Origin of the sequence: Pseudomonas marginalis (genome assembly GCF_008692035.1) — a bacterium.
Lineage (GTDB): Bacteria > Pseudomonadota > Gammaproteobacteria > Pseudomonadales > Pseudomonadaceae > Aquipseudomonas > Aquipseudomonas marginalis.
The window spans coordinates 1,275,528-1,289,409 of record NZ_VTFG01000001.1 but is presented as its reverse complement, the minus strand read 5'-3'; the positions used below and the strand labels follow the sequence as shown (position 1 = coordinate 1,289,409).

14 protein-coding genes are annotated in these 13,882 nt (G+C 62.9%); 12 read left to right on the top strand and 2 right to left on the bottom strand.

The features are described from left to right. Window positions 1-249: 249 nt before the first annotated feature. Entirely contained in the window at window positions 250-870 is a 621-nt protein-coding gene (locus FX984_RS05540) for a phosphatase PAP2 family protein (protein ID WP_430713019.1), read from the top strand. On the opposite strand, the gene FX984_RS05535 is transcribed toward FX984_RS05540, so the two are convergent. Continuing rightward, window positions 822-1,154: a hypothetical protein gene (locus tag FX984_RS05535; RefSeq protein WP_027608690.1), complete on the bottom strand. Its 333-nt coding sequence runs from the start codon at window positions 1,152-1,154 to the stop codon at window positions 822-824. The genes FX984_RS05540 and FX984_RS05535 overlap by 49 nt on opposite strands. Beyond that, window positions 1,151-1,459 (bottom strand): phosphomannomutase, encoded by a 309-nt coding sequence (locus tag FX984_RS32665; RefSeq protein ID WP_223841602.1) that lies wholly within the window; start codon window positions 1,457-1,459, stop codon window positions 1,151-1,153. Before FX984_RS32665 ends, FX984_RS05535 begins: the two co-directional genes overlap by 4 nt. 230 nt (window positions 1,460-1,689) lie before the next feature. Here FX984_RS32665 and FX984_RS05525 point away from each other — a divergent pair, with 230 nt between their 5' ends. The 11 genes from FX984_RS05525 (at window position 1,690) to FX984_RS05475 (ending at window position 13,880) form a co-directional block, all read left to right on the top strand. Further along, on the top strand, window positions 1,690-2,130 hold the full coding sequence (locus FX984_RS05525; RefSeq protein ID WP_027608688.1) for a low molecular weight protein-tyrosine-phosphatase: 441 nt from the start codon (window positions 1,690-1,692) through the stop codon (window positions 2,128-2,130). Window positions 2,131-2,171: 41 nt separating this feature from the next. Continuing rightward, window positions 2,172-4,391 (top strand): polysaccharide biosynthesis tyrosine autokinase, encoded by a 2,220-nt coding sequence (locus FX984_RS05520; RefSeq protein ID WP_108572799.1) that lies wholly within the window; start codon window positions 2,172-2,174, stop codon window positions 4,389-4,391. A gap of 5 nt (window positions 4,392-4,396) precedes the next feature. Further along, window positions 4,397-5,710 (top strand): lipopolysaccharide biosynthesis protein, encoded by a 1,314-nt coding sequence (locus FX984_RS05515; protein ID WP_027608687.1) that lies wholly within the window; start codon window positions 4,397-4,399, stop codon window positions 5,708-5,710. After that, window positions 5,707-6,882, top strand: coding sequence for an O-antigen ligase family protein (locus FX984_RS05510; RefSeq protein WP_092356699.1), 1,176 nt, complete (start codon window positions 5,707-5,709; stop codon window positions 6,880-6,882). Before FX984_RS05515 ends, FX984_RS05510 begins: the two co-directional genes overlap by 4 nt. Beyond that, on the top strand, window positions 6,879-8,042 hold the full coding sequence (locus tag FX984_RS05505; protein WP_146477983.1) for a polysaccharide pyruvyl transferase family protein: 1,164 nt from the start codon (window positions 6,879-6,881) through the stop codon (window positions 8,040-8,042). The genes FX984_RS05510 and FX984_RS05505 overlap by 4 nt, the downstream gene beginning before the upstream one ends. Next, window positions 8,039-8,590, top strand: a complete 552-nt coding sequence (locus tag FX984_RS05500; RefSeq protein ID WP_027608684.1) for an LbetaH domain-containing protein — start codon at window positions 8,039-8,041, stop codon at window positions 8,588-8,590. The genes FX984_RS05505 and FX984_RS05500 overlap by 4 nt, the downstream gene beginning before the upstream one ends. A gap of 14 nt (window positions 8,591-8,604) precedes the next feature. After that, window positions 8,605-9,564 carry a nitroreductase family protein gene (locus FX984_RS05495; protein ID WP_159440249.1) on the top strand — a complete coding sequence of 320 codons (960 nt, stop codon included), beginning with the start codon at window positions 8,605-8,607 and terminating at the stop codon, window positions 9,562-9,564. Between the two features lies 1 nt (window position 9,565). Further along, on the top strand, window positions 9,566-10,501 hold the full coding sequence (locus FX984_RS05490) for a glycosyltransferase family 2 protein (protein ID WP_027608682.1): 936 nt from the start codon (window positions 9,566-9,568) through the stop codon (window positions 10,499-10,501). 69 nt (window positions 10,502-10,570) lie between these two features. Next, window positions 10,571-11,692, top strand: coding sequence for a GDP-mannose 4,6-dehydratase (gmd, locus tag FX984_RS05485; protein WP_027608681.1), 1,122 nt, complete (start codon window positions 10,571-10,573; stop codon window positions 11,690-11,692). Window positions 11,693-11,694: 2 nt separating this feature from the next. Further along, complete coding sequence (fcl, locus tag FX984_RS05480) at window positions 11,695-12,672, top strand: GDP-L-fucose synthase (protein WP_065925164.1); 978 nt, start codon at window positions 11,695-11,697, stop codon at window positions 12,670-12,672. Then, window positions 12,672-13,880, top strand: coding sequence for a glycosyltransferase WbuB (locus tag FX984_RS05475; RefSeq protein ID WP_027608679.1), 1,209 nt, complete (start codon window positions 12,672-12,674; stop codon window positions 13,878-13,880). The genes fcl and FX984_RS05475 overlap by 1 nt, the downstream gene beginning before the upstream one ends. Window positions 13,881-13,882 lie beyond the last annotated feature (2 nt).

Genomic DNA, 13,882 nt, shown 5'->3' with positions numbered 1-13,882 from the left:
TTGTCGAGTAGGGAGTGAGTACCTCCGCCGGGCAGGGGGTCGGTCATGCTCGTCCACGGTAGGGGCCGCGACAGCCGCTGTAAAATGCCGTTTGGTTCTAACCTAATTATTAAAATATAGAATCATATTTATTTGTTGTCATCAGTAAATTGCATTTTGAGCGCGTTGCTGACCCTAGATAACGTTGTGTTTTTGCCGGGCCTGAGGTCTGATGAGCGCCGAAAATGGCACGTCGAAGGTTAAGCAGTGATGCGGGCAGAACTTGCGCAATATGGCGGCATTACCGTCATGATTCCGGCCGCACTGGTGATTGCTGTCTGGTTAAGGTATTCCACGCCGTGGGCATTGCGGGCCTGGATAATAACGCTGGGTATTACTTATTCGATCGTGGCGGCCAGCAAGTTGCTGTTTAAAGGTTGGGGCTTATCCTTCCAGCACTTGGATATTGCTGTAATAAGTGGCCATGCCATGAACACCTGTTTGATGGTCACGGTGGCAACGAGTTTGTTGGCCCGCCAGTTCAACCAGGCCTGGCGTTGGCCGGCGGCGCTGGCGGGGTTAGTGATAAGTATCGGGTTCAGTGCTTATTGTGTCGCGCCTTATATACATCCGCTGAATGAAGCCCTGGCCGGTGCCGCACTGGGTGCGACAGCGGCCAGTGTGTTCCTGTGGCGTATTGATGCCGCGCCCATCAAGGTATCCCCCGTGTTCATCGGCGGCGGGCTGGTGTTTTTGCTGGTCTGTGGGCTGGTGCCCAAGTACAACGCGGAGTGGCTGCTCAACCGCGTCGCAGTGACCCTCTCAGGTGCCGACCAGGCCCATCAGGAGCCTGCCTGGCGCCTGGAAACCGCGCACCGGAAGGCCGAGTAGGTCGCCAGGTCCAGCGCCAGGTTGCTTTCCACCATCAGCGCCAGCAAGGTCGTCTGCGCGTTGAAGCGCCGCGCATTGCCACGGCGCTGCGCGCGTTTCATCTGCTGGAACAGTGCATGGGTGATCTGCTGCGGGGAGCTGCCGCGCAACAGGTCCAGCCAATGGCCGATGACCCGGGTGTTGCGCTGGTACTGCGCGCCCTGCACCGGTTCGGCAAACCCCTCGAACATCCCCGTCAGCCTGCGCAACGCATAGCCGCGTCTCAAGCCCGCCCACAGGCTCATGGCCGCTCCTCGGTGCCGCAGATATTGGCCAGCAGTTCGGCCGTCTTGACCTGCATGAACTGGCTGTCGCCGCGACTTTCCACGCACAGGCACACCGACAACGGGTCACTGACCTGCAACTTGAAGCGCCAATCGGCGAACACCATGGAAAACCCGGCACCGGACGCGTCGCTGTCCAGTGAGTTATCGGCATACAACACCTGCAGGCGTTCGACGACATGGGATGAATCATGCACTTCCACTTGAATATTTCCCGAAGAAGGAAATAGGCCAATACGCTCTACCAATAACTTTGACGTGTTCATGGCCGTCCCCTGTCTGGTGCATTAAAATCGCACTTTATTATGGGACGGTACAAAAATACCGGAATGTTAGTTTTAGTCGGTTAATGCCGGGATTGTTATTTTTTGTCTTGCGCGATAGATGGTCTCGGTTTGTAGGCTGTGGTCATAATTACTCGGTCGTTAGTTGCAACTCATTAAATAAGGTCGTCCCTTTTGCCGAAGAATAAGTGTGCGGTGCGTGGGAGGTTGCCTTGTTCAAAAAGATATTGATTGTGTGCATCGGCAACATCTGCCGCAGCCCCACGGCGGAACACTTGCTGGGGGCCGCACTGACGTCCTCCGGAATCACGGTGAGTTCGGCGGGCTTGGCGGCGTTGCGTGACCATCCGCTGGAACCGACGGCCGGGCAAGTGCTGCAGGAGCATGGACATGTTCCCCGGGCACACAAGGCGCGGCAACTCAGCGTTGAAGCCGTGAGTGAGGCCGACCTGATCCTGGTGATGGAGCAACGGCACATCGACGGCGTGCTCGACCTCGCCCCCGAGGCGCGGGGCAAGGTCTTCCTGTTGGGCAAGTGGCAGCACGATCGCGAGATCACCGACCCCTATCGCCAGGGCAAGCCCGCCTTTGTGCAGGCCTATGCCTTGATCGAACAGGCCGCACAGGCCTGGGCCCAGCGCCTGGCGCGCTGACGCCCCCTCTTTAAACGATTGCAAGGACGAAGACGCGATTTATGTATTCACCCCAGAACGCTTCCCCTGAAAGCCCTCACCGTGACGAGATCGATGTGCTCGGCATGCTCGGCAACCTGATCGATCACAAATGGCTGATCGCCGGGATCACCGGCACCTGCATGCTGATCGGTGCCGCCTACGCGATTCTGGCGGCGCCGGTGTTCCAGGCGAATGCGTTGATCCAGGTGGAGCCGAAGAAGAACGACATGCTCGGTTTCTCCGACGTCAGTAGCCTGCTGGGCAAGGAATCGCCGGCGGTGACCGAGATCGAGCTGATCAAGTCGCGCACCATCATTGGCAAGACCGTCGATACCCTGGCGTTGGACATCACTGTCACGCCGCAGCATTTTCCGTTGATCGGTGGCTTCCTCGCGCGGCGTTATGCGCCTGAACACAAGGGCGATATTGCGCCGCCGCTGTTCGGTTTCAGCCGCTGGTCGGCAGGGGGCGAGGCCCTGGCGCTGAGCCGCTTGAACCTGCCGACGGCGTTGCTCGGGACCACCCTGGTACTGGTGGCCGGCGAGGCCCAGGCCTACACGTTATTTGATGAGGACGGCGTCGAGATCGCCGCAGGAAGCGTCGGCGTGCCGTTTGCCGCCGACGGCGTCGAGGTGCTGGTCAAGGAGCTGCGGGCCAATCCGGGCGCGCATTTCAAGATCGTGCGCAAGCCGCGCCTGGACACGGTGGCCGACTACCAGGACCTGCTCACCGTGATCGAACGCGGCAAGGAGTCGGGCATCATCAGCCTGTCCCTGGAGAGTACGCGCCCGGCCCTGGCGGTGCGGACGCTGAATGAAATCTCCAACCTGTATGTGAAGCAGAACGTCGACCGCACCTCGGCCGAGGCTGCGCAGAGCCTGTCGTTCCTCAATGACCAGTTGCCCCAGGTGCGTCGCGACCTGGAGAAGGCCGAGAACGCCTTGAACCGCTTCCAGACCCGCAGCAAATCCATCGACATCAGCCTCGAGGCCAAGGCCGTGCTCGACCAGGTGGTGGCCCTGGACACCGGCATCTCCGAACTCAAGCTGCAACAGGCCGAGATGGACCGCAAGTTCACCCCCCAGCACCCGGCTTATCGCGCCTTGATCGCCAAGCTGGCGGAACTCAATGCCAAGCAGGCGCAGATGACCAAGCGCGTCGAAGGCTTGCCCACGACCCAGCAGGAATTGCTCAGCCTGACCCGCGACGTGCAAGTGGGCACCGAGATCTACACCCAGTTGCTCAACCGCTCCCAGGAGCTCGACGTAATGCGCGCCGGCACCGTGGGCAACGTGCGTTTGATCGACAGTGCCGACGTCAACCTGGCCAAGCCTGTGGCGCCGCGCAAGGTCATCGTGGTGCTGCTGGCGATGCTGCTCGGCGGCATGCTCTCGGTGGGCATCGTGCTGGTGCGCAGCCTGCTCAACCGTGGCCTGGAAAGCCCGGATGAGATCGAGAAACTCGGCCTGCCGGTGTACGCCTCGATCCCCTTCAGCCTGTTGCAAAAGGCCGAGGAAACCAACGCCGCCAAGGGCCGCTCCGGCGCACCGTCGCTGCTGGCGGTCAATCACCCCCATGACCTGGTGATGGAAGCCATGCGCAGCCTGCGCACCAGCCTGCACTTCGCCATGCTCGAGGCCAGGAACAACCGCCTGATGATCACCGGCCCGAGCCCCGAGGTGGGCAAGACGTTTGTCTCGGCCAACCTGGCGGCGATTGTCGCGCAGTCGGGCCAGCGCGTGCTGTTGATCGATGCCGACATGCGCAAGGGCTACTTGCACAAGATGCTCGGCAAGGCGGTGGAGGCGGGGTTGTCCGACCTGCTCGCCAAGCGCTGTGATCTGCAGGAAGCGATTCACCCGACCGCCGTGGAGCGCTTCGATTTCATCGGCCGTGGGCAGATCCCGCCCAACCCATCGGAACTGCTGATGCACCCCAACTTCGCCGCGTTGCTGGCCGAAGTCAGCGAGCGCTATGACCTGGTGATCATCGACACGCCGCCCTTGCTGGCGGTGACCGATGCCGCGATTGTCGGGCGCCAGGCCGGCACCAGCCTGATGGTCACCCGTTTTGGCGTGAACTCGGCGAAGGAGATCGAGTTGACCCTGCGCCGCTTCCATCAGAACGGCATCGAGCTCAAGGGTGCGATCTTCAATGGTGTGGAAAAACGCCGGTCCGCCAGCTACGGCTATGGCGACTACGGCTACTACAGCTACGCCTATCAGTCCGACAAGGCCTGACGACCATGAGCAAAGTGCTTGAAATGCCGCGCTCGTTGTCGCGACGGTTTCGCCTCAACGTGCTGAGCTACGGCTACACCCAACTGGTGACGCTGGCGGCGCAACTGGTGCTGGTGCCGTTCTTCCTGCACGCCTGGGGCACCGGACGCTATGCCGATTGGCTGGTGCTCACCGGTATTCCGTCGATGCTCAGCCTGCTGGACCTGGGTGTGGCCCAGGCGTCGGCCACCAGCGCCACGCTGCGTGCGAGCCAGGGCGATGTGCCGGGGGCGCGGCGCAGTGTGCAGACCGCGCTGGCCTTTACCCTGGCGGTGGTCGCGCTGGTGCTGGTATTCGCCCTGACCTTGGGCCAGTGGCTCGACTGGGTGTCACTGCTCGGGCTCAAGACCTTGACCGCCGAGCAGGCCGGCCTGGTGGTGCTGTTCATGTCCGGCTACCTGTGCACGCGCTTGCTGGGTGGGCCGATCGACGCCTGGTTTCGCACCATCGACAGAACCGTCGGCGGCGTCTTCATCATGGCCAACCGCAGGACCCTGGACATTGTGCTGTCCATCGTCGTGCTGCTGCTGGGTGGCTCCGAACTGCAATTGGCCCAGGGCATGTTTTTCAGCCAGGTGCTGTTCCTGGTGCTGGTGACCCTGTTTGTGCGGCGGATTTCACCCTGGCCGCTGCTGGGGCTGGGGTCGGCGTCCTGGGCCGAGTTCCGTGGTATCTGGAAACCGGCGCTGGGCAGCGCGGCGATCCCGCTGGCGCAGGCGATCACCCTGCAAGGCGGCCTGCAAGTGCTCAACCAGATCGCCGGCCCGGCGGTGGTGGTGGGTTACACCATGGCGCGCACCCTGATGCGCCTGATCATCCAGTTGGGCATCACCTGCAGCAACGCCCTGACCCCGGAGATCTCACGGCTGGCCGGGCGCGGCGAGTTCGAACAGGCACGACGCTTTACCCAGCGCGCCAGCTCCCTGGTACTGGGCCTGTGCCTGCTGGTGTATGCCGCGGGGATCTGGGCCGGGCCGCAGGTCATCCTGCTGTGGAGCCATGGCCTGGTGCAGGTCGATCGCCTGTCCTTGGCGCTGATCGGCTCCCATACGATTTTGAATGTGGCCTGGTTCATCCTCGCGGCGATGCTGATTTCCACCAATCGCCACACCCTCACCTCAGTGATCTATGCGCTGAGCAGCGTGGCAGCCTTGCTGCTGTGGCTGGCATGCAAGGAGCGCATCGATCCGCTGCTGGGCGCGTCGCTGTTGCTGTCGCTGCCGGAACTGGTGGTGTTGGTGTACCTGCGGGTGATTCGCGTGGGGGAGGTCGGCCCATGATGCTGTCCCAGGCGCGCCTGACCCTCTACCTGCCGCTGACGTTCTTCGCCTTGCCCCTGGCGCTGAGCAACAACCTCTCGCAACCGGTGGCGTTGCTGCTGTTGCTGCCGTTCGTGGTGTACGCGGCGCGTGGCTTTACCCGCGCGCTGCCATTGCTGGCGCTGGTGGTTGCGTCCAGTGTGTTGCAGGTATTGGTGAGCAGCGGGGCGAACATCTCGCTGTACCAGTTCCTGCGTTCCGGCATTCCGTTTTTCTATTTTGTGCTGCTGCTGGCCGGGTACCGCCATGTGCTGGCCCATGTGGAAACAATCGCCCGGGCCCATAGTGTCAACTACCGGCGCATCCTCGAACGCATCATCTACATCTTCGCCCTTGGCCAGTTGCTCCAGGTCAGCCTGTATGGCGTGGGCATCGACCTGACCAACGCCGCGTCCAAGTCCAGCGACGAAGTCGGGCGGATCATGTTGTTCCCCACCAGCTCGGCGGTGCTGCTGTTTTTCTATGCCTGTTGCCAGCGCAGGATCGGCCTGATGCTGATTCTCGCGGTCACGCTGCTGGCGGCCGGGTCCAAGACCATCCTCGCGGCGATGGCGGTGATGATCCTGTTGTCGGCGATTACCCAGCGCAAGCTCAAGTCGTTGGCGGTGCTGGTGGTGGCCATCGGCGCGCTGGGCACGCTGACGTTCTATGCCAGCCCCTTGGCGGTGTCGCGCTTTGCCACTTACCTGTTCGAGGAGAAGGGCGAGGACGTGACCCGTGCGTTCGAGATCGCCCATGCCAAGGAATCGTTTCTCGACAACCCGGCCACGGTGTTCCTGGGCAATGGCCTGGCCAAGCAATTGACCCCCGGCGTGCCCACCAATGACGAGCGCTGGTTCGAGAACTCCAAGTTCGATATCGAGAACGGCTACTGGGGCGTGACCGCCAAGCTGGGGGTGCTCGGCGTGGCGCTGTTTTGCCTGCTGTTCAGCGGTTTGCCGCGCAGCCCGGTATCCCTGGCCGTGGTGGCGATCCTGCTGATTTTCTCGTTCAAGACCAGCTACCAGTTCTTCACCACCTTCGATGGCAGCTACCTGCTGGTGTGGTCGATGTTCATCGGCCTGCTCAACAAGGCTGCGCCTGCCCGCCAGGCGGTTTACCCCAATTACTTACTGAAACAGGCTGGATCATGAACGCACCTGCTAGCCCCATCAGGGCCGGGATACTGACGTACCACTTCAGCGAAAACTTCGGCGCGGTGCTGCAAGCCTATGCCTTGCAGCGCTGGTTGCAGCAACAGGGCTTGCAGGTAAGCCTGATCAACTACCACCCGGCCTACGTGGAGGATGGCAGCGAGATCCGCCAGCTGTTCAACCCGCGCCAGCTCAAGGCCAACCTCAAGGCCCTGTACCTCAAGGCCCTGGCGTTGAAAACCCGGGTGCTGGGGCCGAATGCCCAGTCGCGCCAGTTCGAGGCGTTCAAGACGCGCTTCCTGAATATCCAGGCGCCGCGTTACGCCCACGCCCACCAGCTCCACCAGGCGGTGGCCGGCCAGCAGTTGCTGGTGGCCGGCAGCGACCAGATCTGGAACCCCTCGGGCCAGACCGGCCTCGACCCGGCGTACTTCCTGGCCTTCGACTGCGACAAGGCGATCCGGCGCATCTCCTACGCCGCGAGTTTCGGCAAGGAATACCTGGAGCCGCAGTACCATGCCGAAGCCGAGGGTCTGCTCAAGCAACTGTCGGCGATCAGTGTGCGCGAGGAGAGCGGGGTGAGCATCGTGCAGCAGGTCTCGGGGCTGGCTGCCCAGTGCGTGCCGGACCCGACGCTGCTGCACCGCGACTATTCGGCGCTGCTCGCCACGTCCACCCAGACCCGCACCGGCCACGTGTTCTGCTATGCGCTGCGCACCGGCGTGGGCGTGCGCGAAGTGGCCCAGGCGCTGTCGCGGCAGGTGGCCGGGCCGATTGTCTCGCCGTACAACGCGCATCGGCGCTGGCGGCAGATCGGCGAGACCGTGCAGGTGGGCCCGCAGGATTGGCTCAAGTTGCTCAAGGAGAGCGCCTACGTGGTGACCAACTCCTTCCACGCCACGGTGTTCGCGATCATTTTCGAGAAGCCGTTTATCGCCGTGGGGTTGCCGGGCAACAAGGCCTCGCTGAACGCCCGTGTGCGCAACCTGCTGGAGAAGCTGGAGCTGTCGCAACGCTTCCTGCCGGCAGACGATGCCGACCAGGTGCACGCCTTGATCGCGGCGCCCATCGACTGGGTGGCGGTGCGGGCCCGGCGCCAGGCCCTGCAACAGGTGGGCGAGCGCTACCTGTTGGAACAACTGGCGGCGCTGCGGTCATGAGCGACTTCGCGCAACTCAAGTACGTCGACACCCTGCCGCGCAGCAACAAGGCGCGCCGGCTGTTGTGGGGCATCGTCTACCAGCTGCTGTTTCGTCCCACGCCGCGCTGGATGCTGCACAACTGGCGGCGTTGGTTGCTGCGCTGCTTTGGCGCCAAGGTCGGCGTGGGCTGCCGCATCGCGCCCACGTGCAGCATCTGGGCACCGTGGAACCTGGAGATCGGCGACTACACCGCCATCGGCGATGGGGTCGATGTGTACGCCATGGCCAAAATCACCCTGGGCTCCAAAGTCACCATCAGCCAGCGCAGCTTCCTGTGCACCGGCAGCCACGACACCCGCAGCCTGTTGCGGCCCTTGGTGACTCGCGAGATCGTGATCAAGGACCACGTGTGGGTCGCCGCCGAGGCCTTTATCCACCCCGGTTGCGTGCTGGAGGAGGGCTGCGTGGTCGGCGCGCGCTCGGTGGTCACGGCCAGCCAGCCGGCCTGGATGATTTGCGTCGGTGCGCCGTGCCGCCCCCTCAAAACGAGAGACATCGCACTATGAAACAGGTGAAACCCATGATGGATAAGGCATGGAAGTTGATGTATTTCGTCAGCGAGTTCTTTCGCGACATGCTCACGTTTATTCGCCACAACGGTTACTCGCCGTTGGAAAGCCGCAACAAGAAGCTGTTCTACAAAATCCTCATCGAAACCCACACCGTGGAAAAGGGCCTGTCCCTCAAGGAACCCAAGCCGCTGTTCGGCAAGGACAAGATCAACGGCATCATCCATATGCTCAACGAATACGACCGCACGTATTCGGCGCTGCCGGTGGAGATGGCCCTCGGCGCGTTCCAGGGTTACCTCGAGCTGCACCGCACCCTCGGCATCAGCGATGACTTCGTGTTTTACCTGGATGCCTATGTGGAGCACCTCAAGCGCGACGGCACCGCCGGCAGCGGCGGTATCAAGCGTGCAGCGCCGTGGCTGGGCAATGGCGGGCTGGATGCCAAGGCGTTCCTGCAATCGCGCTCCAGTTGCCGCATGTTCCAGGCCGGCAAGATCGACAGTGGCCTGCTGACGTCCCTGGTGGAATTGGCGCAGTCGTCACCCTCGCAATGCAACCGGCAGTCGTCGCGGGTGCATGTGTATCAGGACCGTGCGGTGATCGCGCAGCTGCTGGAGCTGCAAGGCGGCTCGCGCGGGTTTGCGCAGTCGGTGGACAACCTGTTTGTGGTCACGTCCGAAGTCACCGCCTGGGGCGGCGCGGGGCAGCGCAACCAGCTTTACGTCGACGGTGCGTTGTTTTCCATGGGCCTGCTGCTGGCCTGCCACGCCAATGGCCTGGGTGCGTGCCCGCTGAACCTGGCGATCCTCAATTCGGTGGAAAAGAAGATCCGTGGCATCGGCGCCATCCCGGCCAGCGAGCGGTTGATCATGATGATCGCCGTGGGGCTGCCCCTGGAAAGCCACTTCCGGGCCGCGCGTTCACCGCGCCGGCTCACCACCGAAGTCCTGCAGATGCACGGTGGCTGATATGAAGCGCGAAACCGTCAGTGTGATCATCCTCACCTACAACGAAAGCCTGCATATCGCCCGGGCCATCGAGTCGGTACGGGCCTTCAGCGACGAAGTGCTGGTGGTCGATTCGTTTTCCACCGACGACACCTGCGACATCGCCCGGCGCCATGGCGCGCTGGTGGTGCAGCACGCCTTCGTCAACCAGGCCAAGCAGTTCCAGTGGGCGCTGGATCACCTGCCGATTACCGGCAACTGGACGATGCGCCTGGACGCCGACGAAATCATCGAGGCCGACCTTGCCGCCGCGATCAATACCCGGCTGCCGACCCTGGCCCGGGACATCACCGGCATCAACTTCAAGCGCAAACATATCTTCATGGGGCGCTGGGTGCGCCATGGCGGCCGCTACCCGTTGAAGATGCTGCGGCTGTGGCGCACCGGCCAGGGGCGCATGGAGGACCGTTGGATGGACGAGCACATCTCGGTCGCCGAGGGCCGCACCATCACCCTCGACGGCGGGTTTGCCGACCATAACCTGCATGACTTGACCTTCTTCACCCACAAGCACAACCAGTACGCCACCCGCGAAGCGATTGAAGTGCTTAACGCGCGGCTGGGGCTGTTTGCGATACGCGATGAACTGCATGCCGGGCAGAGTTCGTTCCAGGCCAAGGCCAAGCGCCTGGTCAAGAACCGCGTGTACAACCGCGTGCCGTTCACCCTCAGTTCCACCGCGTATTTCCTGTGGCGCTACATCATCCAGCTGGGGTTTCTCGATGGCCGCAGCGGCCTGGTCTATCACCTGCTCCAGGGCTATTGGTACCGCTTTCTGGTGGGCGCCAAAGTGCTCGAACTGGAAACCGCGATTGCGCACTTAAACGATAAGGAAGCCATTGTCCGGGAACTCTCAAAGTTGACCGGCCATAACTTGAACCTGCCCACACCGAAGTAACTGAGCGTTTTCAACAAACACCCAAGTCTGGGTGTCGGCCTTCGCTCGCCTATCAATTGGGAGACAGACATGAATAAAGTCGCGCTTATTACCGGGATCACCGGTCAGGATGGCTCGTACCTGGCCGAGCTGCTGCTGGAAAAAGGCTATACCGTGCACGGCCTCAAGCGCCGTTCTTCGTCGTTCAATACCCAGCGCATCGATCATATTTACCAGGACCCCCAGGCCCTGCGTAAAAACCTGATCCTGCACTATGGCGACCTGGCGGATTCGTCGAACCTGACGCGTATCATCCAGCAGATCCAGCCCGATGAAATCTACAACCTCGGCGCCCAATCCCATGTGGCGGTGAGCTTTGATTCGCCGGAATACACCGCCGATGTGGATGCCCTCGGCACCTTGCGCATCCTCGAGGCGATCCGCCTGCTGGGCCTGGAAAAGAAGACCCGTTTCTACCAGGCCTCGACCTCCGAGCTGTACGGGCTGGTGCAGGAAACCCCGCAGAAGGAAACCACGCCGTTCTACCCGCGTTCGCCCTATGCGGTGGCCAAGCTGTACGCCTACTGGATCACCGTGAACTTCCGCGAAGCCTATGGGCTGTATGCGTGCAACGGCATCCTGTTCAACCACGAGTCGCCGCGTCGCGGTGAAACCTTCGTGACGCGCAAGATCACCCGCGCCCTGAGCAACATCGCCCTGGGCCTGGAACAGTGCCTGTACATGGGCAACATGGATGCACTGCGCGACTGGGGCCATGCCAAGGACTACGTGCGCATGCAGTGGATGATGCTGCAACAGGAACACCCCGAGGACTTTGTCATCGCCACCGGTGTGCAGTATTCGGTGCGCGACTTTATTCGCTGGTCGGCGGCGGAACTGGGGCTGCATCTGCGCTTTGTCGGCGAGGGCGTGGAAGAGGTGGCGGTGGTCGAGCGGATCGACGGCGACCTGGCGCCGGGCATCCTGGTGGGCGATGTGATTGTGCGCGTCGACCCGCGTTACTTCCGCCCGGCGGAAGTCGAGACGCTGTTGGGCGACCCGTCCAAGGCCAAGCGCCTGCTCGGCTGGGTGCCGGAAATCAGCGCCCAGGAAATGTGCGCGGAGATGGTCCGCGAAGACCTCAAGGTCGCCCAGCGCCACGCCTTGTTGCGCCTGCACGGGCATGACGCACCGATTGCCGTGGAGAACTGAGCATGGCACGTGACTTTGATGCGCGGATCTTCGTGGCCGGCCATCGCGGCATGGTCGGCTCGGCCATCGTGCGGCGCCTGTGGGCCTTGGGCTACACACAGTTGCTCACCGCCGGTCGTGACGAACTGGACCTGCTCGACCCGGCCGCGGTGCAGGCGTACTTCGCCCGGCACCGTGTGGACCAGGTGTACCTGGCGGCCGCCAAGGTCGGCGGGATTCACGCCAACGCAACGTACCCGGCCGATTTCATCTACCAGAACCTGATGATCCAGGCCAACGTGATCCACGCCGCCCACAGCCATGGCGTGGAGAAGCTGTTGTTCCTGGGCTCGTCCTGCATCTACCCGGTGCATGCCCCGCAACCGATGATCGAAGCGGTGTTGCTCGACGGCGCGCTGGAACCCACCAACGAACCCTACGCGGTGGCCAAGATCGCCGGGATCAAGCTGTGCGAAAGCTACAACCGCCAGCATGGCCGCGATTACCGCAGCGTGATGCCCACCAACCTGTACGGGCCGGGCGACAACTACCACCCGCAGAACAGCCATGTGATCGCCGCCTTGCTGCGGCGCTTCCATGAGGCGACCCAGCGCGGCGATGAGGAAGTGGTGATCTGGGGCAGTGGCAAGCCACGGCGCGAGTTCCTGCATGTGGATGACATGGCGGCGGCCAGCGTGCATGTGATGGAGCTCAGCCAGGAACGCTACCGCGAGCAGACCCAGCCGATGCGTTCGCATTTGAACGTCGGTACCGGGGTGGATTGCACCATCGCCGAACTGGCCCAGGCGCTGGTGCGGGTCACCGGCTTCAAGGGGCAGTTGCGCTTTGACGCGAGCAAGCCCGACGGAGCACCGCGCAAGCTGCTGGATGTGAGCCGGATCAATGCCCTCGGCTGGGAAGCCTATGTGCCGCTGGAAGAGGGCCTGCGCGACGCCTACAACGCTTACCTCGCGGCCCTCGAACAGCCTCGGGGCCACTGATGAAGATCCTCCTGTACGGCATCAACTACAGCCCGGAGCTCACCGGCATCGGCAAGTACAGCGGTGAACAGGCGCGCTGGCTGGCAGGCCAGGGCCATGAGGTGCGAGTGGTGACGGCGCCGCCGTATTACCCGCAGTGGCAGGTGGGCGAGGGCTATTCGCCGTGGCGCTTTCGCACCGAGCAGGACGACGGCGTGACGGTGATTCGCTGCCCGCTGTATGTGCCACGCCAGCCCACGGCGTTGACGCGCCTGCTGCACCTGATGAGCTTTTCCGCCAGTTCGTTTTTGGCGGTCATGGGGCACTGGCGCTGGAAACCGGACCTGGTGATCCTGGTGGTGCCCACGCTGTTTTGTGCGCCCCAGGCACTGTTGTTGGCCAAGCTGAGTGGCGCGCGCTCGGTGCTGCATATCCAGGATTACGAAGTGGACGCGATGTTCGGCCTCGGCATCGGTGGCGGCTCCCTTGTGCGGCGCCTGGCGTTTGGGCTTGAACGCTGGCTGTTGCGGCGCTTTGACCGGGTCTCGACGATTTCCAGCGGCATGCTCGACAAGGCCCGGGGCAAAGGCGTGAACGGCAAGCGCCTGCTGTTCTTTCCCAATTGGTCGGAGACCGCCCGCTTTCGCCAGGTGCCCCGCAGCCCCGGGCTGCTGCAGCGCCTGGGTGTGGCGCCGGGCCAAAGGGTGTTGTTGTACTCCGGCAATATCGGCGAGAAGCAGGGCCTGGAACTGATCCTCGACGCTGCCCAGGCCTATGCCGATCGCCCGGAGCTGGTGTTCCTGATCGTCGGCCAGGGCACCGGCAAGGCCCGCTTGCTCGAGCGTGTACAGCGCGATGGCCTGCGCAACGTGCTGTTTGCGCCGTTGCAGCCCTACGAGGATCTGCCGGTGCTGCTGGCCTCGGCCGACGTGCACCTGGTGATCCAGAAGCGCGGGGTGGCGGACGCGGTGCTGCCTTCCAAGCTGACCAATATCCTCGCGGTGGGCGGCCACGCCATCATCACCGCCGACCCCGGCACCACCCTCGGCCGCCTTTGCGAGGAACACCCGGGCATTGCGGTGCTGGCTGAACCGGAGTCCGTCGCCGCGCTGAACACCGGGATCGAGCGGGCACTGGCATTGCCTGCGCGCAATGAGGTGGCGCTGAACTACGCCAAGGAGTTCCTCGACAAGGAACGTATTCTGCAACGCTTTATGGCACAGGTCTGATG